We start from the raw sequence: 22,378 nt of genomic DNA on the forward strand, positions 1-22,378 counted from the left end.
AGTTAGATAAGGCATTAACAATGAAAAACATAATTAGAACTATATTACTAACTGTCCTTATTGTTGCAGTATTTAAAGGCGTTTCCACTGGGCAATGGAGCTCATCAATAACAATAGTTATCGTATCGGGCGTATTGCTGTTAGTTACATTTATCAGTGCTAAGTCATCACGTGGATCATCTGCTTATACTGGCAGTGACTCAACAGCTTCCTCTAGCAGTAACTCATCACATTCTTATACAAATTGCGGCGGCGATTCTGGTGGTGGGTGCGATTAAATCGTGTGCTAATTCTTAAGCATTAAAAAAGCCGCCTTTGGAGAAGGGCGGCTTGGGTTAACAAACAGCTATGGGTGTAGCCTTGCTGTTATATCAAGAGAGTTTTTACTAAATTTTTTATCAAATAATGTTAAGCAGCGCTTTGATCAGCTTCTTCAGAGTGACGAATTAAATAATCAAATGCGCCTAAGCTTGCTGTTGCACCGCTGCCCATTGCAATAATAATTTGTTTAAACGGAGTATTGGTTGCATCCCCCGCGCCATAAATGCCTGGTAATGAAGTTGCGCCTTTAGCATCAATTAGTATTTCACCAAATTTGCTTAATTCAAGGTCGCTGTCTTTTAACCACTCGGTATTTGGTATTAAGCCTATTTGTACAAATATACCGGCAAGTTCAAGCTCTTTGCTCTCCCCCGACACTCTATCTGTGTACATTAAGCCAGTTACTTTTTTACCATCACCAAGTACTTCGGTTGTTTGTGCACTTTTGATAATAGTAATATTAGCCATGCTTTTAGCTTTACGAATAAGCACTTCATCGGCTCGTAGTGTGTCTGCAAATTCAAGTACCGTAACGCTTTGCACAATATTAGCTAAATCGATTGCCGCTTCTATACCTGAATTACCACCGCCAATTACGGCAACAGGTTTGCCTTTAAATAAAGGGCCGTCGCAATGTGGGCAATATGCCACACCGTGGCCACGATATTCTTGCTCGCCTGGTACGTTCATTTCGCGCCAGCGTGCACCAGTTGCAAGTACGAGCGACTTAGCTTTAAGTACTGCGCCATTTTCTAGTGTAATTTCGTAACCATTGTTATAACCAAGTGCCGCTGCACGCTGATTATGCATTACATCTACATCGTATTCTTTAACGTGCTCTTCAAGCTGGGCAACCAATTTAGGCCCTTCAGTCGCTTTAATCGAAATAAAGTTCTCTATTGCTAGTGTATCGGCAACTTGTCCACCAAATCTATCAGCAACAATGCCTGTATTTAACCCTTTTCGTGCTGAGTAAATTGCAGCCGACGCGCCCGCTGGGCCGCCACCAACTACCAGTACATCAAACTCGTCTTTTTCGCTTAGCGCTGCTGCTTGTTTAGCAGCCCCTTTGCTATCTACTTTGTTAAGTATGTCAGTAAGGCTTAGTGCACCTTGGCTAAATGGTTCGCCATTTAAATATACAGCCGGTACAGCTAAAATATTTCGCTCTTCTACTTCACCTTGAAATAATGCACCGTCAATCATAGTGGCTTTAATATTACTGTTTGTCGCTGCCATAGTGTTAAGTGCTTGCACTACTTGCGGGCACGTTTGGCAACTTAAACTTATGTATACTTCAAAGTTCAGCTCTTGAGTAAGCGATTGTATTTGCTCAATGTCTTCGCTTTTAGCTTTACTTGCGTGTCCGCCAGTATGCAAAAGTGCTAACACTAAACTTGTGAATTCATGACCCATAGGTACGCCTGCAAACGTAACATGAGTGTTTTTAATTGGCGAATGTACAACCATTGACGGGCGACGTGCGCTTGTATCAGGATTGCTTATTACAGTAAATTTATCGCTTAGTGAGGCTAAATCGTTTGCTAAGCTTTCTACTTCTGCTGATTTTTTGCTGTCATCCAAGGCAATAAGCAGCTCAACAGGTTGAGTAAGCGATTCGAAATGGCTTTTTAATTGATTTTTTATGTTGTTATCTAACATGGCTTAACCCTTTTAGGAAAATTTAAACAGCAAGCCTCCCATGCCAAATAATGCATGTGCTTAAACAAGTATATTGATATAGGAGGCACCAACAAACGAATGTTCGTTGATTTAAGGGCAGTTACCTGCCCTTATAAAAGTGGGTAAACCTATATTTAGATTTTACCAACTAAATCTAGTGAAGGTGCAAGTGTGTCTTCACCTGGCTGCCAAGATGCAGGGCAAACTTCACCATCGTGAGTTGCAATGTATTGTGCAGCTTGTACTTTACGAACTAGTTCTTTAGCGCTTCGGCCAATTCCTAAATCGTGAGTTTCGATTACTTTAATTTCGCCTTCTGGGTTCATTACAAATGTACCGCGAAGTGCTAAACCTTCTTCTTCAATCATTACACCAAAGCTACGTGTAATACGCCCTGTTGGGTCGCCAATCATTGGGTAAGTAATTTTACCGATAGTGTCTGACGTGTCATGCCATGCTTTGTGAGTAAAATGAGTGTCAGTAGATACTGAGTAAACTTCTACGCCCATTTCTTGAAGTTGTGCATAGTAATCTGCAAGGTCACCTAATTCGGTAGGACATACAAATGTAAAGTCTGCTGGGTAAAAGAAGAAGATAGACCATTTACCTAGAACATCTTTTTCAGACAATTCTACAAAGTCACCGTTGTGGTAAGCGGTTGCATTGAATGGTTGTAATTTTGTATTGATTAATGAAGTGCTCATGGTATTTCCTCATCTGTGTTTATGTATTTTAAAAGTAATCAACGCTTTCGTTTTAAACGACCTTCTGCGTTGGCTTGATTAATACAATAAGGCCAATAGGAAATTAAATAAAATTGATTGTTTAGATTAAAACAATCGATTTTTTGGGTTGAACTATATAATCATTGTTATCGTAAGCATTATTTGAATTGTAAACGCTGGTGAATTATTAAGACCGCTAATCGCAATACTGCTACAATAGCCGCGCTTCAAATAAGTCATTAAATATAAGGCACACCGTAATGGAAAAATTTGTTAACCATATACAGCTAGGTTACCTAGGCTTAATCCCGTTTTTAGGTTGTGTAGGTTGGCCGCTCATGTTTGGCAGTAATAGCCTTAACTTGGAGTTTTTTACTTTTTACAGTATCGCCATTTTAGCATTTATGGCGGGTAACTTATGGCGCGCCGGAGAGCAAACTTATAGCAATGCGATAAAAGCTGTTGTTCCTGTAATACCTATACCATTTTTATCATTTTTACCTGTTGAGTGGGCACTCGCTTGTTTAGGTGCTAGTTTTTGGTTAGTACTTATATTTGAAAAAGCCACGCCGCAATGGCAAACCTATCATAAAGATTATCAAAAAATGCGTTTTGTACTTACCTCTGTTGTGTTTGTGTGTCATATCCTTACTATTGGCATGAGTATTTACCCTAAATAGCAGCTGTAAACTTAAATATTGCATGGTAATAAGGTAATATCCGCGCACTGCTATTTGAGGACACACCATGATTGACCAACTACGCCAACAACTCGACGAACTTGGCGAAAACTACGTAGAAAAAAACGCTGCATTTAAAATCAAAGTGATCCCATTTTTTTGTGCTATTCGCATTAAAAAAGATCATAAAAGCGAAGGTCGTTTAAGCTTTTATTCAAGTCAATTACTCGAAATATTTTTAGTTGTCTTATTTTTGCTATTCGGTTTAACACTGTACGATACAGATGCAGGATTTACTCACGGCCCTATTCATATTGCCTTTGCCATTTTAATTACCTTTAATCTTATTATTAAACAAATCGCTATTGAAGGGTTAAAAACCAGACTTGCGTTTCATCGTTTACTAGCAAAAGACTCACAAACAAATAGCGATATAAATAATACTGCTACAAACATAAACGCTAAATAAAATATGTATTTAAATCCTCAATGGCGAATACTCACCGTAGGCGATGGCGATTTATCGTTTTCGAACGCTATTTACACTCATCTATCGCCAAAAGCTTTGGTTGCATCCACTTACGATGACCAAACTACTATTGAGCAAAAATACGAGCACAATGCACTTAGCAACTTAAAAGCGCATAACGTTGAGGTACTTAATAGTTTTGATGTAACAAACCATGCATGTTGGCAAGCTCTAAGTGAAAACCAGCACAGCTTTGATGTGGTTATTTTTCAGTTTCCGCTTATACCTGCATTTGTTGGCCGAGAAGCGTTTGAAAACAACACGCGCCAAACCAGTATGAACGTATTAAACCGCGCTTTACTGCACCAATTTATTAAATACGCTAACGAATACGCGCTTGATAAAAATGGGCCAATGCTTTGTTACATCACCTCAAAGGATGTAAAACCTTATCGAGAATGGAATATAGAGGGGAGTTTAAATAACGGTTTAACCGCAGATTACTTAGGCCAAATCCCATTTGATATTAGCCATTTTGAAGGTTATAAAATTCGTAATGTTGACCGCGACAAACACGTTAAAGACACAAGCGGCATAACTTACGTTTTCAGCCCAAAAAGTCTCGATAAACATACTAGCGAATTAAGCTCACGCCTTACAAAGCCTGCATACTTAACATCTAACCATTGCCCCCTATGCCGCGTTGGGCCTTATGTGGCAAGCGAGGACGAAGCCAAGCATCTAAACGCTAAAAAGCATCAGCAAATGCTACATCTTGAAAGCGATTGGCAACAATGGCTAAATGAGTTTTATCGCTAATTAATAGCCCTGCTATTGTTAATTCAATTATACGTTTTCGTGTTTAATTAAATCAGCCGCTTTTTCAGCAATCGCAATTACCGGCGCATTTGTGTTGCCGGTAATAATAGTAGGCATAATCGACGCATCAACTACGCGTAAGTTACTTACCCCGTGTACTCGTAAATTAGTATCTACCACTGCCATTGAGTCTTGCCCCATTTTACATGTCCCGACCGGGTGATATTCGGTATCTGCAGTTTGGCGTATAAACTCAATTAGCTGCTCATCATTATTTATATCAAGCGGGTAGAGCATTTTACCGCGTATGTTATCAAAAGCGTTGCTTTGCATAATAGCGAGTGTTTTTTTAAGACCAGCAAGCATTACAGTTAAATCATCTGGATGGGTTAAATAATTAGGGTCAATAAGCGGTGCACTACGCGGGTTGTTATCTGCTAATGTAATCGTGCCTCGGCTTTTAGGGCGCATAATACTGCTGTGTATACTGTAACCATGCCCAGTGTGTAATTTACGACTATGATCGTCCACCAGCCCTATTACAAATTCTAGCTGCACATCGGGCGCTGGCGAGCCTTCAAATAATTTAATAAACGCGTGCGACTCTGCAAAATTACTGGTTAATCGCCCTTGTCGTTTTGTAAACCAGTTAACGCATCCTTTTAAAATGCTGGCAATGCCAAGCGGGCTTATACCAAATGTGCCTTTACTTGTTTTTGATTTATAAAGTGGCACTACCGTTAAGTGATCTTGTAAATTAGCGCCAACACCTTCAAGTACGTGCTGAACCTTAATATTATGCGCACTTAACTGATCTTTTGGGCCAATGCCTGAAAGCATTAATATTTGTGGTGAATTAATAGCGCCAGCACTAAGTATTACCTCTTTTTTAGCAAGTAAATTAATAACTTCTTTATTACGCTCTATTTGCACACCTTGCGTTATCTTATTAGCTATATTTATTTTATTAACGTGGCTATGGGTTAATACCGTTAAATTGGGGCGGTTTAAATGCGGTGTTAAATATGCTTTTGCCGCACTACAACGCTCGCCATTGTGCTGAGTTACCTGCGATAAACGCGCACCGCTTTGCTCTTTGCCATTTATATCGTCGCTTAAATTAACGCTCTGCTCAGCACAGGCATTTAAAAAATATTGGTTTACATTGCTTGGGTTACTTAGCTCTTGTACATGTAGCGGGCCTTTTGTTCCGTGCAGCTCATTATTTATAAACGCTTTATTGTTCTCAGATTTAATAAAGTACGGGAGTAAACTCTTAAAATCCCAGCCTTCATTACCAAGCTGTGCCCAATTATCGTAATCGTATTTGTTACCGCGAATATAAACCATTGCATTGGTAGAGCTTGAGCCACCCAATACTTTGCCGCGCGGCACAAAACCACAGCGGTTACTAAGCTCTTTTTGTGGCACCGTATTGTAATGCCAGCTATTTATGCCATAAGGCACACTCGCTGCTATGCCAGCTGGCATTTGCACAAATGCACTTTTATCGCTGCCGCCAGCTTCAATTAAACACACACTGACATTTTTATCCTCAGACAATCGCGATGCCATAACGCAGCCGCCACTGCCTGCGCCAATCACAATGTAATCAAATGTTGTATTGTTCATGGTGTACCTTAATAAAAGTTTTAAACGGCCTTAACAGTAATAGTGCATAGAAAAACCCAATAAAACTTGATATTTTTAGACATCACTTATTTGGGGTTAACCATGAGCAGCCTAATCAGAGCCACGTCATTACAAGGTATAGACACGCTAATTAGCGAATTTGGCGGCGATCCGCATGAAATAATGCAAAGCTGTAATATTAGTAACGTTGACTTTAAAAATCTCGACAACCAATATTTACCTTATCGAGATTACGCTGAGCTTTTAGAATACTGTGCTTGTAAGTTCAATTGCTCTAGTTTTGGCCTTAAGCTCGCAAGTAGACAAAACTTTGATATTTTAGGACATATTGCAATAGCTGCCAAAAGTAGTACTAATTTAGGTGATGCACTTAATTGGGTTATTAAATACCTTCACTTACACAGCCCTGCACTTAGCTTAAATTCGCACCCTTTAGAGAATGATAAAAGCTTGTTTTTATCATTCGAAATTAATTTAAAACCATTACCGCACATAAACCAAGTCATTGAGCTAACCATTGGTTTAGCATTAGCTGTTATTAAAAAGCTGAGTAATAACCGCTGCAAACCAATTAATATATTTTTGCCAAAAAAGTTAAGTACTAATACTCGTGCCTATAACACTTACTTTGGTTGTAACGTTATAGAGCATCGCAACAGCGCTGGCATTGTAATCTCAAAAAGTGATTTAACTCTTGAGCTTGATCACCCTAAACTAAATAAAGTACAAGCAGCGCTAAACTTCTTGGCAAAAAACAAAGAACACACACAACCGTTGCCCAACCAAGTTAGTGCGCTAATTAGGCCTATGCTTCCTATTTATCAATGTAGTAACCAAACTATTTCAGCTGCGCTGGGTATGCACCCGCGTACTCTGCATCGAGAACTTATCAAACATAATACGAGTTTTGTAAAACTAAAAGATGCCACTCGCCGCGCTTTAGCTGCACACTATTTAGCGCAAAACCAATTTACAATCTCAACCATATCTGAGCTTTTAGGATATCAGGAACAAGCAACACTAAGTGTTAATGTTAAACGCTGGTTTGGATGTTCTCCTAGGGCGTGTCGAACTTTGTGGATTGAAATTTGTTCAATCTAGGGCCGATTTAATCGCGGCGCGAGGTTTGTAACCTAGTGGGCTAAGTAAAAACCGAGCAACAAAGAGTCAATCGTCCCTAGAAAGAACCCATAGGGCAGCGCATGTTTGGCCTTTATGCTGCGTTATCGCCTATTTATGGGGAATAACCACACTACATAGGCTCTGCCTTGCCTAAAAACCAAACATACTGCTGTAAATTCAACCACCAAAGATCAACACGCCCTAAAGCATATAGAACTAAAAAAATGTTAAACTAAATACTCTTATTATTTTTATTTAAGCTAAGGAGTGAGCATGAACTTTGTTATTGTTGGCACCAATTTTATTAGCGACACATTGTTAGCCGCTGCAAATACGTTAAACGATTTTAATTTATATGGGGTGTGCTCGCGCGCAGTATCTAGCGGCGAAGCATTTTTAGCCAAACACCCACAAAATGCACAAGCAAAAATTTTCACCTCAATCGAGCAAATTTGCCAAGATCAAAATGTCGATGCTGTCTACATAGCCGCCCCTAATAGCTTACACAAACAATATGCCGTTATGTGTCTAGAAGCGGGTAAACATGTCCTTGGCGAAAAACCATCAGCTGCCAATTCTAAAGAGCTTGCAAGCATTATAGCTACAGCAAAAAAGCATCAGCGCCTTTACATGGAAGCCATGATGACCACTCACTTGCCTAACTATGAACAGCTACAACAGGCAATGGTAAAAATTGGCACACCACGTAAATATATTGGCCAGTACAGTCAATACTCATCGCGTTACGATAAGTATAAAAATGGAGAACGCCCAAACACATTTTTACCCGAGTTTGCAAATGGTGCTTTAGTTGATTTAGGGATTTACCCGCTGTATTTATTAATTGCACTTTGGGGGGCACCAAAAAGCGTGAGTGCCAGTGGCGTATTGCTCGATACTGGTGTAGATGGTGCGGGCGATGTATTACTAAACTATGCAGATAAACAAGCCGTTATTAGTTACTCCAAAATATCGCAAGGCGACAACATAACCGAAATACAAGGCGAGCTTGGGCGCATACGTATAGAAGCCGTATCGCAACTTAAAAAAGTGGAATTTATTGCTAATAATGGTGATGTAGAGATTATATCCCAGCCGTTTGATGAGCACTTTATGAAATACGAAGTTGAGCATTTCATGTCATTAGTGAAGCAAAATATCCTTGAGTCACCTGTTAATACGCACATTTTAGCCAGTAACGTAATGAGCGTTCTTGATGAAGCGCGCAAACAGCTTGGGGTTGTGTACCCTAACGACTAATTAAATAAAATATGGGCGTTAACCAACGACAGCTAACGCCCAGAAGAAAGCTTAAATAGCTCTCGTACAACGACACATTTTACAAAACACTTTAAAATAGCGATCCCCATCCATGGGCAATCAAATACTTCTACAACAAACTTAACACTGACAACCCAACTCGGTTTATTACCAATATTTATTACTCAATAACCTTAAATCTAACCTAACACATAAAAACATTACCAATCAAGCTGGCCAATTACATTATTTTAAACTAAATTGGTAATACAAGAATGCAACCGTTGCTGTATAGTGGTTTTTAACCCTAACATCGCGTTAGAATTTTGACATAATAGTGAATTTTAAGGTAACCTCTGATATTAACAGTTGGTTTTGACTTATAGGCCCCAGAGGCCATTATTCCTTAAGGTAATGAAGGTAAAGTATGGGTAATCGTCGCTTATTTTGGCGCATAGTTGATAAAATTGAGTCTTTAATAAATCAAGGCGAATTTTCTGCTGGGAGTCGTTTACCACCTGAACGTGAACTTGCAGAAATGTTTGATGTAAGCCGCCCTACCATTAGAGAAGCTATTATCGCATTAGAAGTACGTGGCCGAGTTGAAGTTAAAACTGGCTCTGGTGTTTACGTAGTAGAACAAAAAAATGCATCTATAAAATCAAAAGAGATCAGTGCATTTGAACTTACTCAAGCTCGCGCATTAATTGAAGGCGAAATTGCCGCTCTAGCTGCTCAAAGCATTACAGAAGAAGAACTAGAGCAACTAAATAAAACATTAATTGCTATGGAAAAAGGCCTGTATGTTGAGCAAGCCGATCGTGAGTTCCACGAAATTATAGCTAGAGCAACGCGTAATAAAGCACTTGAATTTGCAGTGTCTAACTTGTGGGATTTACGTTTAACAAATCCACAAATTGTTGCTGACTATGGCAGTGTGTGTAAAAACAATAACGAGTGCGTTATGGATGAACACACCGCTATTTATACAGCCCTAAAGTCGCATGATGCAAATGCAGCGCGCAGTGCAATGCACAAACATTTTAACCGCTTAATTAATGCTTTATTTGACGCTGTAGAATCGCGTGCACTTGAAGAAATTAAACGCAAAAATGATGAAAAACGAGGCCTCTACTCGCTTGATGGCTTAGTTAATAAAAGTGCCCATTAAGGCCTTTTAACCAACTGATTAAAGTTAGCAAACGCCTGTTTGCTAACTTTACCTCTTACTTTATTTACCTTCCCTATTTAATATACTTTTTATTGCGTTATTTTTGGTCGCAAAGACTTACCTATAAATTTAAAAAAAGATACTATGCCGCCATTAATATCGGGTGGGTTTAGCTTTTATACTCCCTGCATTACATAACTAATTGATAGAGTTACTCAACTCAAGGATAAAAATGAAAGCATCTTCAAAAAGTTATTTACTGGCTATCGTGTGTGTATTGCTTGCCATGATGACCATTCAAACGGGCGCGTCGTTTGCAAAACAGCTTTTTCCAATTGTTGGCCCTGAGGGTACGACGGCCCTTAGGCTTGGTTTTTCTGCCTTTATACTTTGCTTAGTGTTTAAACCTTGGAAACACTTACCCACTACGGGTAATCGTATTCCTATAATTGTGTATGGTTTAAGTTTAGGCGGCATGAACATTTTGTTTTATTACGCTATTGAACGCATTCCACTAGGCATTGGTGTAGCACTTGAATTTACAGGCCCGCTTGCTGTTGCCTTATTTTCATCACGCCGCAAACGTGATTTATTTTGGGTTGCCTGTGCTATTGCTGGTATTTTGCTTCTGCTTCCTGATATGAGCGGGCAAGATAGCCTTGATCCATTAGGTGTAGCGCTTGCGCTTGGTGCTGGCGCGTGTTGGGCAGGTTATATATTATTTGGTAAAAAAACCGGCACACAAAGTTCTGGTGGAGCCACTGTCGCATTGGGCATGACTGTTGCCGCTATAGTGCTAGTGCCTTACGGCGGCATTATGCAAAGCCCCGCGTTTACATGGGAAATTATCCCACTGGGTATTGGTATTGCTATTTTATCAAGCGCACTGCCTTACACACTTGAAATGGTTGCACTGCGTAACATGCCTTCACAAGGGTTTAGCGTAATGATGAGTTTAGAGCCTGCAATAGCTTCGCTCGCAGGGTTTATTATACTGGGTGAATTGCTTACTTTATGGCAGTGGCTCGCTATTTTGCTTGTAATTATTGCATCTGTTGGTAGCTCGTTTTCAAACGCAAAAAAACAGGCTACTTAGTTAACTACCAAACTAACCTAAACAACACAATAAAGTCACCATACAACATGGTGACTTTATTGTGTTGTATCCGGTAATTTTTTAACTCACAGCCTTACTTTGCTTTTTAGTTGTAACCAAATAACCAATCAACGAAATAAGCGGCATACCCGTAGCCACCAGTGCAATACCAGTCCAACCTCCCACTTCATATAATGGGCTGGCAATAAGCGAGCCTACTGCGCCACCTACAAATATGCTAGTCATATAAATAGCGTTTAAACGCGCACGGCTTTGTGGTTCTAGTGCGTACACTGCACGTTGACCCAATACCATATTGGCCTGCACAGAAAAATCAATAAACACACCGGTTAATGCCAATACTATAATGCCGTAAGGTAACTCAAATAAGCTTGGTAAAAAGCACAGTGCTGCAATGAGTTTGGCCAGTAACGATAACTGATGCGTATAGCCCTTATCAGCCAAACGCCCAACAATGGGAGCTGCTACAGCACCTGCGGCGCCCACTAGTGCAAACAATGCTATTTCTGATTGGGATAAACCATACTCACGGGCAAGCACAACCGGTACGCTCGTCCAAAATAAGCTGAACGATGCAAACATTAACGCTTGAAAAAGTGAACGTTGGCGCAGCACTGGCTGGCTTATCATTAATTGTTTCAGCGATTTTAATAACTTAAAATACGTTGTTTTATGGGTTGGTTGCCTACTTGGAATAGCAAAATAAATTACACCAGCAATAAACACCATACACCCTGCTGCAAAGTAAAATACAGCGCGCCAACCAAAGTGATCGGCTATTAAGCTCGATATAGGTCTTGCTAGCAAAATACCTAACAACAAACCCGCCATAATATTACCAAGAACTTGTCCGCGTTTTTCGTCAGACGATAAATGCGCAGCAAGTGGAATAAGCACCTGAACAGAAACCGAACTTATACCTATCATCAAACACAAAATAAGCATTGCATTAGGTGAATCAGCAAGTGCCGTACCCACTAAACTCAAAAACGACACACCAAGAGTGACCAACATAAGCTTTTTATTTTCAACTAAATCAGCTAGTGGTACTAAAAAAAACAACCCCAAAGCGTAGCCTATTTGTGTAAGCGATACGATAAGGCTAGCACTGTGCGCACTTAATCCAACTTCTGGGGCAAGTAACTCAATAATAGGTTGAGCGTAATAAATATTGGCAACAATAAGACCGCAACACAAAGCAATAATAGTAACGAGTGTATTGCTAAGAGGTTGCGCTGAAACGCCTGTTTGGGTCATGTGTGTCTCTACTTTATAAAAATAATAAAACCCAACCCGCAAACGCGGGTTGGGTTTCTACAAAAAAACTAAACTTTATTTTATTGGTGATGGCTGCCCATGTGGGCTTGAGCGTAAATACTGTTTAGGTGCAGTTACTTTAGCGCCAAGCTCTGCAGCTGCATGCCACGGCCAGTGCGGGTTATATAAAATGCCACGCGCTAGTGCTACGCCATCGGCTTGCTGCTCACTAATAATATCTTCGGCTTGTTGCGCCTGTGTAATTAAACCCACCGCTATAACAGGCATTTTAACCGCTTCTTTTATGGCTGTTGCAAACGGTACCTGGAAATTAGGTTTAACTGGTATTTGTTGCTCTGGGCTTAGGCCCGCCGTACTTACATGAATAAAATCACAACCTAGTTCATCAAGCGCTTTACTAAGCACTATCGATTGATCTAAATCCCAGCCACCTACAACCCAATCGGTTGCCGAAATACGCACACCCACTGCTTTATTACTGGGGAATACCGCTCTTACCGCTTTAAACACATCAAGTAATAAGCGCATTCTGTTTTCTAGGCTGCCACCGTAGTTGTCATCTCGCTTGTTTGAAAGTGGCGACAAAAATTGATGTAACAGGTAACCGTGCGCACCATGAAGCTCGATTAAATCAAGGCCGAGTTCATCAGCGCGTTTAGCTGCACTTACAAAATCTTTAATTAGTGAATCTATGTCAGATTGGCTCATTGCTTTTGGCACTGGGCTGTTAGCGTCGTACGCAATTGCCGAAGGTGCGAGCGTTTGCCAGCCATTTACATCATCAGGTGCAATGGCATCGCCACCGTCCCATGGTTTTTCAGTTGATGCTTTGCGTCCAGCATGCGCTAACTGAATACCAATAGGCATAGGGCTGTATTGCCTTACTGCTTTTAGGCTTTTGCCTAGTGCTTGTTGGGTTTCGTTATTCCAAAGCCCCAAATCGCCGTAGCTAATACGCCCTTCAGGGTTTACTGCTGTTGCTTCTAAAATAAGTAACCCAGCACCGCTTAAACTCAATTGGCCTAAATGAATAGTATGCCAATCGCTAGCAGCGCCATTGTTTGCTGAATACTGGCACATGGGTGCAATAATAATACGGTTATCTAACGTTACTTGCCCAAGTGATAAAGGCGAAAATAGTTGGCTCATTGTTAATCCTTAAAAACACGCACAAAAAAGTGCGGACAAAATAAAAAAGAGAATACGAAGCGGCAATCAAACACGCTCACTCAATAACTTAAACTGTCACTAATAATGGCGACTTAACATCCTTAATGGGGATCAAAATACACTTTAATAGTGCTAATAAAAGTATAAGTAATGACATTATGAAATATTAATTTAATGTAATAATTTGTTTAACGAGCACGTCATAACACCACCTTTAAAATACGAATGACTATTTACCTTTAAACAAGGGTTTAATTTTCAATCTAACTGTACCTAATTACACTAAGCCATTGCCTGTATTGCCTATTAACCAAATAAAAACCCCGAAAATAAGCTATATTTATTCTATAAAAGTGAATTAAAATTCAATTTAAATATTCCAAGCTACTTCACTCCCTGATAAACTGCTTAACTTAATTTACTAATGTAAAACATTTGAACTGGGGATCACTTTTTATGTTTAAACCAAGCTTGTTAACCTTGGCTATTTCGAGCGCTGTATCTGGCGCATTTTTATTTTCTAATTCTGCAGTGGCACAAGAAGAAATCACAGCTAAAAACAAATCACTCGAAGTAATCGAAGTTACAGCAACAAGGCGCAGCGGCTCGGTGCAAAATGCACCGCTAAATATTACAGCACTAGACGCTGATATTATGAAAGATCAAAATATCAGTGAGCTTGCGGATGTAGCGCGCTGGGTACCTGGTTTAACAATTACCGATCAAGGTGGGCGCTCAGGCTCGCCTATTATTGTTCGTGGTTTAAATACAAACTCGTCTGGTCCATCATCAGATGGCGGCACAGTATCTACTTACATTAACGAAATTCCTGTTTCGGTAGATATGCGCCTAGTAGATATTGAGCGCGTTGAAGTACTCATTGGGCCACAAGGCACCCTTTATGGTGCAGGCACATTAGGCGGTGCAATTCGTTACATGCTTAAACAGCCTGAGCTTGATTTTACATCGCTTGAAGTTTACGGCGACCTGTTTAAAACAAAAGAAAGTGACTCTTTAGGTGGCGAAGGCGGCTTTATATTTAACCTTCCTATTATTGAAGATAAATTAGCAGTACGCGCCAGCTTAAACGTATATGAAGACCCCGGTTTTATCGATTACGGCTACGTAGTACGCGAGCCAGGCGTATCGTTGCCAGATCCAGATTGGAGCGATAGCTCAGCAGTTAATAACAACCTTAAAAATGTAAAAGACGCCAACGGCGAAACCACCACTACTGGTCGTATTTCTGTTCGCTTTAAACCAAATGAATCGTTTGAAGGTACGCTTAACTACTTTTACCAAAACCAAGACAGCGAAGGCCGCTCGATTGTTCATTACAACAGCCTTAATGCAAACAACGGTTTAAGCGACGTAATAGGTAAATACGAGTCGGCTTATCGCTTTGAAGAACCTCGCGAGAAAAAAGATCAATTACTAAGCCTTGAGCTAAAAGCCGACCTAGGTTTTGCAGAGCTGGTATCGGCTACTGGTATTTCGAGCTTTGATGCCGACGGCCAACGCGACCAAACAGACTTACTTATTCGTCTTGATTACGGCTATGAAGAGTTTCCTTCGTTTTCATCTTTCACGCGTGAGATTGAAGAAGAAGACACCTTCACCCAAGAGCTGCGTTTAGTATCGCAAGGCGATAGTGACATAAACTGGATTGTTGGTGCGTTTTACAACAAAATAGAAACGGATGCTTCTAGTAAAGAGTTTACGCCTGGCTTTGGTGACTTTGCAGTAGAAAACTTTGGCGCTTCGCAGTCTCGCCCAGATCAACTTGAGTACTTCTCGGTAGATCGTACCGAAATAACAGAATCAGCTTTATTTGGCGAAATAGGCTACCAAGTAACAGAAAAACTAGACGTAACTTTAGGTATGCGTTTATACCAATACGACGTTGAATCTGAGTCAGCTGTAGATTTTCCATTATTTAATACCTTATTTGATGACGCAGCACCTGATGCTATTTCATTAAACTTTGAAAAAAATGAAGCTGACGATAACGGCAGCCTCTTTAAGTTTAATGCTAAATACCAATTCACAAATTCAGTCATGGGCTATGTAACGGTAAGTGAAGGATTTAGAATCGGCGGTTCAAATGGTTTAGCACCGTGTCCTGATCCATTACCAGCTAACCAAGCAGGTTGTGGTAGTCCAGAAGAAATGCTTTACGATGCCGATACAACAACAAACTACGAGTTAGGCTTTAAAAGCACCTGGTTTAGAAGCCAACTTCACTTTAACGCCGCGCTATTTAACGTAGATTGGGATGATGCACAAATTGCAGGTGCTACTGATGTAGGCCAACTACCGTACTTATCTAACGCAGGTAGCGCTAACGCAAAAGGGATTGAAATATCTACCCGTGCCATTTTATCTGACTCGTTTTCAGTTTATGCAACCTATGCTTATACAAAAGCAGAGCTAACATCAGATGCACCATTTTTGTTTAATGCTGATGGTACCGATGGCGCAGAAGACGGCGACCGTTTACCAGGCTCTCCAGAGCATCAGTTCTCAATGGGTGTAAACTATCAAACAGATGTATTTAACGACAAAACGCTTGATATTAACTACGGTCTAACCGCGCAAAGCGATGTAATTACAAGAGTTGGCTTGCATGACAATGGCGAAACACTACCAGGTTACAGCTTAAGTAATATATCAGCTAAATTAACAGCTGATGCATGGTCAACTACCCTATATGTTGATAACCTATTCAACAAATACGCGGTTACATCCGTTCGTCGTTCAGATGCCGATATAACATCAGCTAATGGTGCCGATATACAACGTAACTACGGCCATTACATTAATCGCCCGCTTACGGTGGGTGTTAAATTTAACTACAAATTTGAAATATAGTTTATAGTAATTTTTAAACAATGTTTTAAGGCTCAAATTTATTTGAGCCTTTTTATTTTCTTTCACAAAATAATTACCAAAAACCATGCAGCCAAATTTAAAGCAACTTCATCAAAGCGCAATACACTCCCTAAACCAAGGTAAAATAGAGCAAGCACACAAAGCCCTAGTGGAGTTAGTTACACTCAAACCAGACTTTGCTGATGGGTATTTTTTGCTGGCAATGGTTAATTTAACTGTTGGGCAAATACACAAAGCAATAAAGCTCATCGAAAAAGCCCTCACCCTTGGCCAAAGTATTGAATACACCGCGCAACTTGCTAAATGTTACGCACTTACTGGCGAATTACAAAAAGCAAAAAACACCGCACTATCGGTGCCATTAAAGCAAATAACTAAAGCACTTGATGCCGACACACTCGGCGTTGCACTTACTCAAGCAGGTATTCACGAGCAAGCACTTAACTACTTTGAGCGCGCTATTACACTGTCTACAGCAGCTAACAAAGCTCAACCTCAGTTTTATTATAACTACGGTGTAAGTGCTAAGTTTTTAGGGCTATTTGATAAAGCCCGACACGCTTTTGAAAATGCCATAGCGCTTAACCAGCTGCACCATCAAAGTCATTTTGCATTAAGTGATTTAACTAAAGTAAGTACACAAAACAATCATATTGAACGCTTAAAAAACGTGTTTGAGCAAGTAACAAACCCCGATGCAAAACTGCATATTGGCCATGCTTTAGCTAAAGAGTATCAAGATATTGGTGAGTTTTCAGACGCTTTTAACGCGTTAGAGCAAGGTAAAGTAGTAAAACGTGCTGTACAGCCGTTTGATCATAAAAGCTCAACTGAGTTATTTGAACATATTAAACTCTTAAGTGAACAGCACACACAAGCGCTGACACAAGGTAACCCAACGGCAGAGCCTATTTTTGTATTAGGCATGCCCCGCTCTGGCACCACATTGGTAGAGCGTATTTTATCGAGCCACAGCGACGTGCAGTCAGCCGGTGAACTGCAAGACTTTGGCTTAAGTGTTAAAAGGCTCAGCCAAACACAAACACCCCATGTGCTCGACACTCAAACACTCAGTAAAGCCTACGAGCTTGATTTTAATCAGCTTGGGTCAACCTATTTAAACGCAACACGCGTAATAACAGGCAGCCATAAGCACTTTATAGATAAACTCCCGTTTAACTTTTTTTATATCGACTTAATTACCAAAGCCCTGCCAAACGCTAAAATTATTTGCATGCTACGCGACCCAATGGACACCTGCATTGGTAACTATCGCCAGTTATTTACTATAAATAACCCCTACTACGCGTACTCGCTCGATTTACTCGACACTGCCAAATTTTACAGCCGCTTTTACAAACTCATGCAGCACTTTAGCGCCCTGCATAGCAATATAAAATTAGTAAAATACGAAGAACTAGTCGCCCAGCCCGAGCAGCAAATAAAAGAGCTAGTTAGCTTTTGTAATTTAGAGTGGCAAGCACAGTGTATAGACTTTCACTTAAACACCTCACCGGTCTCTACTGCAAGTAAAGTGCAAGTACGCCAACCACTTAACAACAAAGCAATTGGCCGTTGGAAGGCATTTAAGCCCCATACTGATGAGGCTGAGACCTACTTAAAACAACAAGATATTATAGGATGAAATATCACTTCTATTTTATATAAATTCGCTTAATTAATTTATAGTCAGGTAATTACTTTTTAAAATAAATATAAGCACTGTGACGATCAAACTTACACAGTTGCCAATGCTTACTGACAAATATTGATAGAAAAGGAATAATATAAATGGAATAAAATTCAGCTAATGTTCCCTTGAAGGGGCCACATAGTGAGTGGTATAGTTACTAAAGGATAAAAATTAAAGGATTAAAATGTTAATATTTAAAGAACTAAACTTAGTAAATATAACAAGGTTAACTAATAGTGTTGGTCACGGTGCTAGGAATGCCCCACTAAATGTTTTAGTACTACAAAGGCTTTTATTAGGTACCACAAAAAAGTATTTCGGTAAAAAAGTACTAAAGCCCGATGGATATTATGGTAGTAAAACTGAAGAGCAACTAAAGCTATTTCAATCCGCTGCATTGGGTAATAAACACCCAAGTAAAAAAGTTATACCTGATGATTTAACTCACAAAGCACTTGTAGCCTCATTAAGTCAGAACTTTCTAAAAAAGCACAAAGAAGCTGCCCTTTTAAATCAAGTTCAAGTTATTGATTATGAACACTTCATTAAAATATATAAAAAGCAGTTCCCTAATGAGCAAGCATTTAATGATCTAAAAAACTCTTGATTGAGTGTGTAATGGATCCTCACATTACCGATATCCGATGGATTGCTTACATGTTAGCGACAGTAAAACGTGAGTGCGGACGTACCTGGAAACCAATTAAAGAGTGGGGAAAAGGAAAAGGTAAGCTGTATGGTAGCGTACACGATGTTCCAACTACTTCAACTGTAGAAAAAAACATATATTACGGAAGGGGTTATGTACAATTAACATGGGATTATAATTATAAAAAGGTTGGCGATGCTTTAGGGCTTGGAGATAAGCTCTATATAAGTCCAGACCTAGCACTTAATCATAAAATTGCATATGCAATAATGTCTTATGGCATGCGAGAAGGTTTATTTGCTAAAGCGAAGCTAGGCCAATTTATATCAGGTGCAACTTCTAATTATATTGGAGCTAGGAGAATAATTAATGGTCAAGATCACGCTTTAGAGATTGCTAATGACGCTATAATTTTTGAGCGACTATTGAAAGCGTCACGAGGTACATTTGAATTTGAAAAGTTATTATTCTCAACAAATGTAGCGTTAGCTTAATACACATATACTTTTATGGATTAACTCTTGGTGAAATTAAATATGACCTTATTTGTTATGATCTTTTTATTATGCTCGCATGTTAATGCCGCTTCACTCAATGCAGATATTAAGAATAATAAACCCTTAAAAATGCAGATACCCTCTGGTCAAAAGTTGCCTCTAGATTTTGAGCTATTAACTCAAAAAAAGCTTCTTGGCTCACTAAATAAAAACGACAACTGTTCTATCAAAGACGAACATCATAACAATCGATTTGTCTCAGTTTTTAAGCTAAGTTCGGGTGATAAATTGCTTGCATTAGCTTGCAACACTGGAGCATATCAAGACAGTTACTTGACCTATTATGTCAAGACGTTAACTAACATGGCTTACCCCATAACTTGGTCAGAACCTACTTTTATTGATAATAAGTGGGAGCTAAAGCAAACTAATTTAATTACCGGCAGTATTGAAGTTAGTGAAATAGGGAATGAATTAAAGTCTCTGCGCTTATACTCTGCTTTTGGCTCTTGCGGTTATAAGGTCAATTACACCATTTCGTTCCCACAACTGATTAATCTAAAACCTAATTTAATACATGCAGACAACGATTGTGGTAATGGCATTTTAGTTGACGAGTGGCCAGTAATTTCCAATTCAAAATAACATCGCTAGTAATTATATTAAGGTCATATACTAATGTGATAAATGCCCCCAGTATGGGGGATTTATCTTTTTTAAATAGCCGCTTTTATAAACTCATGCAGCACTTTAGCGCCCTGCATAGCAATATAAAATTAGTAAAATACGAAAAACTAGTCGCCCAGCCCGAGTAGCAAATAAAAGAGCTAGTTAGCTTTTGTAATTTAGAATGGCAAGCACAGTGTATAGATTTTCACTTAAACACCGCACCGGTCTCTACCGCCAGTAAAGTACAAGTACGCCAACCACTTAACAATAAAGCAATTGGGCGCTGGAAAGCATTTAAGCCCCATACTGATAAAGCAGTGGAGTACCTTTTAAAACAAGGTATTAGTATTGAGTAAACGCTTTATTTTACCGGTGAGAGACGCCAAATAAGAGGCTTTGTGTACGTGTGTAGGTCGGATAAGCGAAGCGCCATCCGACACAGTAAAATACCTTGCCAATTATTATCTACATTTTATGTTGTGGAGTGGCGGAGAATGCCAACAGCAGATATTACCTTTCAAAGCCTTTGAGTGGGACTGCTAAGCCATGGGAACTCACACACCATTGCAGTCATTGAGGTTTAAGTTAAAGAGCCAATAAAACTAACACTTCACTTTGTCATCCATTGCTCTACTATGTATAACCAAAATCAGGATGAAATAAGGCCATACATTTCTGTTATTATGAAAAATCTATTATCCATTCGTTCTTATAGCACAAAACCAACCCGTCACTCACATCACTTTAATCAATTGGTTTTACCTTTACGTGGTGTCATAAATATATGCGTTGGTGATTTCAATGGTAAAGTTGCGCCAAGTGAATGTGTTGTAGTTAAAACCAATGAAGAGCACTTGTTCACTGCAGATACTGAAGCTAGATTTGTAGTTGTGGACATGAAAAACCTACCCCTAAATATTTCATCTTCTCACTGTATTGTTTTTGCAATTAACTCATCCCTTAAAAGTTACTTAACCTTTATCGAAAACCAATTAGAAAATAAAGTTAATGCTCAATTAGAACAGGCGATGTTTGAAATGTTCAGTTTACTGCTTGCAGAGCAACCTTTATTGCCAAAAGTAGATAACCGTATTGGTACAGCAATATCCTTCATAGAGCAAAATATTGCAGAGCAACTTCACATTAAACGCCTGGCTGAATCTGCTTTTCTAAGCGAAACGCAGTTTAAGAAACTATTTAAGCAACAAACAAATATGACTGTGATGAAATACGTAACCAAACTTCGTATGGAAAAAGCGCAAGCTTTACTAACACACACAGATTATCCACTATCAATCATTGGTGAAAAAGTAGGCTACAAAGAGCCGTCAGCCTTTAGCCGAAAGTTTTCACAATACTTTGGCCTACCACCTAATAAATTCAAAAAGTAAACTTAGTCTTTATTGTCAACGATAGCGTCTTAATTGTTAAAAACTCCTTTCATCATTAGCATACAATTTCTGTATTGAAATAATAAAAAACAGGTATCACTATGCAAAGTCATCACGGAAGTTTTAAAGGTGTAATTGCTATCATTATTGCTAGTTTTTTGTGGGGAACAACAGGCACCGCAGCAAGCTATTCCCCTGATGTGAGTTCGTTTGCAATTGGTGCATTCTCTATGGGAATAGGGGGAGTGCTACTTGTTATTACAGCACGAAAAACGTTATTTATAGATTATAAGCTCATGATTTCACAGCCTAAGGTATTACTTTTAGGTGCCGCTTCTGTCGCTATCTATCCATTAGCATTTTATACTTCAATGCGTTTATCAGGTGTTGCAATTGGCACTGTAGTTTCAATTGCTACGGCACCTTTTTTTGCTGCAATCCTTGAAAGCCTAATTAGTAAAAAAAATATATCACTGGAATGGGTACTGAGTTTTGTTATTGGAGCTATAGGTATTACTTTATTAACGTTAGGTAGAGATCAGAGTAATGATCCTTCATACAGTATTAATCAACAGAGCCTGGGTATTCTTTTGGGGTGTATTGCTGGATTAACCTATGCAGGTTATTCATGGGCAGCAAGGAGTTTAATTGAAAGTGGAGTTCATTCGAAATCGTCAATGTCAGGACTGTTTGGTTGTGCTGCTTTATTGTTACTCCCTTCATTATGGTTTACAGGTGATAACTTATTTTCAAGCGCAACCAATGCATTGGCATCTTTGTATATGGCAGTAATTCCAATGTTTTTAGGATACTTATTATTTGGTTTTGGCTTGAATTATATAAATGCAAGTAAAGCGACATTAATTACCTTAATAGAACCATTAGTTGCAACTGTTTTAGCCGTTTTCGTTATTGGTGAAAGGTTTAAGATAATTGGTTGGATAGGTGTGGCTTTGGTATCACTATGCCTATTAATGCAAACCATCAAACCTCAAAAGCAATTAAGAGTACCTATTAAATCTATGTAGCTTAAGAGCATTGACAATGCTTTTAAAAGCTTACCATAGGGTATAATTCATTTATATAAAGTAAAAAAACATGAACGCTCGTAACGAACGT

The 22,378-nt window shown here is 39.3% G+C and carries 20 protein-coding genes and 1 pseudogene; 16 read left to right on the forward strand and 5 right to left on the reverse strand.

What is annotated here, in order from left to right:
* Positions 1-20 precede the first annotated feature (20 nt).
* Positions 21-278, forward strand: a complete 258-nt coding sequence (locus tag H5161_RS04755; protein ID WP_182692531.1) for a hypothetical protein — start codon at positions 21-23, stop codon at positions 276-278.
* Between the two features lie 130 nt (positions 279-408).
* Here H5161_RS04755 and ahpF read toward each other — a convergent pair whose 3' ends face one another.
* Entirely contained in the window at positions 409-1,983 is a 1,575-nt protein-coding gene (ahpF, locus tag H5161_RS04760) for an alkyl hydroperoxide reductase subunit F (protein ID WP_002960602.1), read from the reverse strand.
* A 155-nt stretch (positions 1,984-2,138) separates the two neighbouring features.
* Positions 2,139-2,708 carry an alkyl hydroperoxide reductase subunit C gene (gene ahpC / locus H5161_RS04765; RefSeq protein ID WP_002960601.1) on the reverse strand — a complete coding sequence of 190 codons (570 nt, stop codon included), beginning with the start codon at positions 2,706-2,708 and terminating at the stop codon, positions 2,139-2,141.
* Positions 2,709-2,989: 281 nt separating this feature from the next.
* Here ahpC and H5161_RS04770 point away from each other — a divergent pair, with 281 nt between their 5' ends.
* From H5161_RS04770 to H5161_RS04780, 3 genes are all read left to right on the forward strand, one after another.
* The gene (locus H5161_RS04770) at positions 2,990-3,409 is read left to right on the forward strand and encodes a DUF3429 domain-containing protein (protein WP_182692533.1); all 420 of its coding nucleotides are present in this window, start codon (positions 2,990-2,992) and stop codon (positions 3,407-3,409) included.
* Positions 3,410-3,476: 67 nt separating this feature from the next.
* Complete coding sequence (locus H5161_RS04775; protein ID WP_002960599.1) at positions 3,477-3,878, forward strand: hypothetical protein; 402 nt, start codon at positions 3,477-3,479, stop codon at positions 3,876-3,878.
* Between the two features lie 3 nt (positions 3,879-3,881).
* Positions 3,882-4,697 (forward strand): class I SAM-dependent methyltransferase, encoded by an 816-nt coding sequence (locus H5161_RS04780; protein ID WP_182768797.1) that lies wholly within the window; start codon positions 3,882-3,884, stop codon positions 4,695-4,697.
* Positions 4,698-4,724: 27 nt separating this feature from the next.
* Here the strand turns inward: H5161_RS04780 and H5161_RS04785 are convergent, their stop codons facing one another.
* Positions 4,725-6,329 carry a GMC family oxidoreductase gene (locus H5161_RS04785; RefSeq protein ID WP_182768798.1) on the reverse strand — a complete coding sequence of 535 codons (1,605 nt, stop codon included), beginning with the start codon at positions 6,327-6,329 and terminating at the stop codon, positions 4,725-4,727.
* Between the two features lie 102 nt (positions 6,330-6,431).
* Here H5161_RS04785 and H5161_RS04790 point away from each other — a divergent pair, with 102 nt between their 5' ends.
* The 4 genes from H5161_RS04790 (at position 6,432) to H5161_RS04805 (ending at position 10,999) form a co-directional block, all read left to right on the forward strand.
* Positions 6,432-7,451 carry an AraC family transcriptional regulator gene (locus tag H5161_RS04790; protein ID WP_182768799.1) on the forward strand — a complete coding sequence of 340 codons (1,020 nt, stop codon included), beginning with the start codon at positions 6,432-6,434 and terminating at the stop codon, positions 7,449-7,451.
* Positions 7,452-7,745: 294 nt separating this feature from the next.
* Positions 7,746-8,732 carry a Gfo/Idh/MocA family protein gene (locus H5161_RS04795; RefSeq protein ID WP_182768800.1) on the forward strand — a complete coding sequence of 329 codons (987 nt, stop codon included), beginning with the start codon at positions 7,746-7,748 and terminating at the stop codon, positions 8,730-8,732.
* Between the two features lie 427 nt (positions 8,733-9,159).
* Positions 9,160-9,903: a FadR/GntR family transcriptional regulator gene (locus H5161_RS04800; protein WP_002960591.1), complete on the forward strand. Its 744-nt coding sequence runs from the start codon at positions 9,160-9,162 to the stop codon at positions 9,901-9,903.
* Positions 9,904-10,135: 232 nt separating this feature from the next.
* Positions 10,136-10,999 carry a DMT family transporter gene (locus H5161_RS04805; protein ID WP_182724052.1) on the forward strand — a complete coding sequence of 288 codons (864 nt, stop codon included), beginning with the start codon at positions 10,136-10,138 and terminating at the stop codon, positions 10,997-10,999.
* A gap of 81 nt (positions 11,000-11,080) precedes the next feature.
* Here the strand turns inward: H5161_RS04805 and H5161_RS04810 are convergent, their stop codons facing one another.
* Entirely contained in the window at positions 11,081-12,277 is a 1,197-nt protein-coding gene (locus H5161_RS04810) for an MFS transporter (RefSeq protein WP_182768801.1), read from the reverse strand.
* Between the two features lie 75 nt (positions 12,278-12,352).
* Positions 12,353-13,447 (reverse strand): NADH:flavin oxidoreductase/NADH oxidase, encoded by a 1,095-nt coding sequence (locus tag H5161_RS04815; protein WP_182768802.1) that lies wholly within the window; start codon positions 13,445-13,447, stop codon positions 12,353-12,355.
* 477 nt (positions 13,448-13,924) lie between these two features.
* Here H5161_RS04815 and H5161_RS04820 point away from each other — a divergent pair, with 477 nt between their 5' ends.
* From H5161_RS04820 to H5161_RS04850, 8 genes and pseudogenes are all read left to right on the forward strand, one after another.
* Positions 13,925-16,339: a TonB-dependent receptor gene (locus H5161_RS04820; RefSeq protein ID WP_182768803.1), complete on the forward strand. Its 2,415-nt coding sequence runs from the start codon at positions 13,925-13,927 to the stop codon at positions 16,337-16,339.
* An 85-nt stretch (positions 16,340-16,424) separates the two neighbouring features.
* A complete protein-coding gene (locus H5161_RS04825) occupies positions 16,425-18,005 on the forward strand; it encodes a sulfotransferase (RefSeq protein WP_182692874.1) in 1,581 nt (526 codons plus the stop codon).
* 232 nt (positions 18,006-18,237) lie between these two features.
* Positions 18,238-18,660: a peptidoglycan-binding domain-containing protein gene (locus H5161_RS04830; protein ID WP_182768804.1), complete on the forward strand. Its 423-nt coding sequence runs from the start codon at positions 18,238-18,240 to the stop codon at positions 18,658-18,660.
* Between the two features lie 50 nt (positions 18,661-18,710).
* Positions 18,711-19,196 (forward strand): glycoside hydrolase family 19 protein, encoded by a 486-nt coding sequence (locus H5161_RS04835; protein ID WP_182768805.1) that lies wholly within the window; start codon positions 18,711-18,713, stop codon positions 19,194-19,196.
* A 42-nt stretch (positions 19,197-19,238) separates the two neighbouring features.
* A complete protein-coding gene (locus H5161_RS04840) occupies positions 19,239-19,844 on the forward strand; it encodes a hypothetical protein (protein WP_182711695.1) in 606 nt (201 codons plus the stop codon).
* Between the two features lie 74 nt (positions 19,845-19,918).
* A pseudogene (locus tag H5161_RS20075) lies at positions 19,919-20,224 on the forward strand (sulfotransferase family protein); the annotation flags it as partial.
* 327 nt (positions 20,225-20,551) lie between these two features.
* Positions 20,552-21,259 (forward strand): AraC family transcriptional regulator, encoded by a 708-nt coding sequence (locus H5161_RS04845; protein ID WP_182768865.1) that lies wholly within the window; start codon positions 20,552-20,554, stop codon positions 21,257-21,259.
* 101 nt (positions 21,260-21,360) lie between these two features.
* The gene (locus H5161_RS04850) at positions 21,361-22,287 is read left to right on the forward strand and encodes a DMT family transporter (protein WP_182695398.1); all 927 of its coding nucleotides are present in this window, start codon (positions 21,361-21,363) and stop codon (positions 22,285-22,287) included.
* Positions 22,288-22,378: the final 91 nt, after the last annotated feature.

The sequence above is a fragment of the Pseudoalteromonas sp. SG43-5 genome, from assembly GCF_014164345.1.
Taxonomy (GTDB): domain Bacteria; phylum Pseudomonadota; class Gammaproteobacteria; order Enterobacterales; family Alteromonadaceae; genus Pseudoalteromonas; species Pseudoalteromonas distincta.

What these genes read in the sequence shown, in the direction of transcription:
- H5161_RS04770 (WP_182692533.1), top strand. Translation starts at nt 2,990, where the DNA reads ATGGAAAAATTTGTTAACCATATACAGCTAGGTTACCTAGGCTTAATC.
- H5161_RS04830 (WP_182768804.1), top strand. Translation starts at nt 18,238, where the DNA reads ATGTTAATATTTAAAGAACTAAACTTAGTAAATATAACAAGGTTAACT.
- H5161_RS04800 (WP_002960591.1), top strand. Translation starts at nt 9,160, where the DNA reads ATGGGTAATCGTCGCTTATTTTGGCGCATAGTTGATAAAATTGAGTCT.
- H5161_RS04820 (WP_182768803.1), top strand. Translation starts at nt 13,925, where the DNA reads ATGTTTAAACCAAGCTTGTTAACCTTGGCTATTTCGAGCGCTGTATCT.
- H5161_RS04815 (WP_182768802.1), bottom strand. Translation starts at nt 13,447, where the DNA reads ATGAGCCAACTATTTTCGCCTTTATCACTTGGGCAAGTAACGTTAGAT.
- H5161_RS04755 (WP_182692531.1), top strand. Translation starts at nt 21, where the DNA reads ATGAAAAACATAATTAGAACTATATTACTAACTGTCCTTATTGTTGCA.
- H5161_RS04790 (WP_182768799.1), top strand. Translation starts at nt 6,432, where the DNA reads ATGAGCAGCCTAATCAGAGCCACGTCATTACAAGGTATAGACACGCTA.
- ahpC (WP_002960601.1), bottom strand. Translation starts at nt 2,708, where the DNA reads ATGAGCACTTCATTAATCAATACAAAATTACAACCATTCAATGCAACC.
- H5161_RS04795 (WP_182768800.1), top strand. Translation starts at nt 7,746, where the DNA reads ATGAACTTTGTTATTGTTGGCACCAATTTTATTAGCGACACATTGTTA.
- H5161_RS04825 (WP_182692874.1), top strand. Translation starts at nt 16,425, where the DNA reads ATGCAGCCAAATTTAAAGCAACTTCATCAAAGCGCAATACACTCCCTA.
- H5161_RS04780 (WP_182768797.1), top strand. Translation starts at nt 3,882, where the DNA reads ATGTATTTAAATCCTCAATGGCGAATACTCACCGTAGGCGATGGCGAT.
- H5161_RS04805 (WP_182724052.1), top strand. Translation starts at nt 10,136, where the DNA reads ATGAAAGCATCTTCAAAAAGTTATTTACTGGCTATCGTGTGTGTATTG.
- H5161_RS04850 (WP_182695398.1), top strand. Translation starts at nt 21,361, where the DNA reads ATGCAAAGTCATCACGGAAGTTTTAAAGGTGTAATTGCTATCATTATT.
- H5161_RS04785 (WP_182768798.1), bottom strand. Translation starts at nt 6,329, where the DNA reads ATGAACAATACAACATTTGATTACATTGTGATTGGCGCAGGCAGTGGC.
- ahpF (WP_002960602.1), bottom strand. Translation starts at nt 1,983, where the DNA reads ATGTTAGATAACAACATAAAAAATCAATTAAAAAGCCATTTCGAATCG.
- H5161_RS04835 (WP_182768805.1), top strand. Translation starts at nt 18,711, where the DNA reads ATGTTAGCGACAGTAAAACGTGAGTGCGGACGTACCTGGAAACCAATT.
- H5161_RS04775 (WP_002960599.1), top strand. Translation starts at nt 3,477, where the DNA reads ATGATTGACCAACTACGCCAACAACTCGACGAACTTGGCGAAAACTAC.
- H5161_RS04840 (WP_182711695.1), top strand. Translation starts at nt 19,239, where the DNA reads ATGACCTTATTTGTTATGATCTTTTTATTATGCTCGCATGTTAATGCC.
- H5161_RS04810 (WP_182768801.1), bottom strand. Translation starts at nt 12,277, where the DNA reads ATGACCCAAACAGGCGTTTCAGCGCAACCTCTTAGCAATACACTCGTT.
- H5161_RS04845 (WP_182768865.1), top strand. Translation starts at nt 20,552, where the DNA reads ATGAAAAATCTATTATCCATTCGTTCTTATAGCACAAAACCAACCCGT.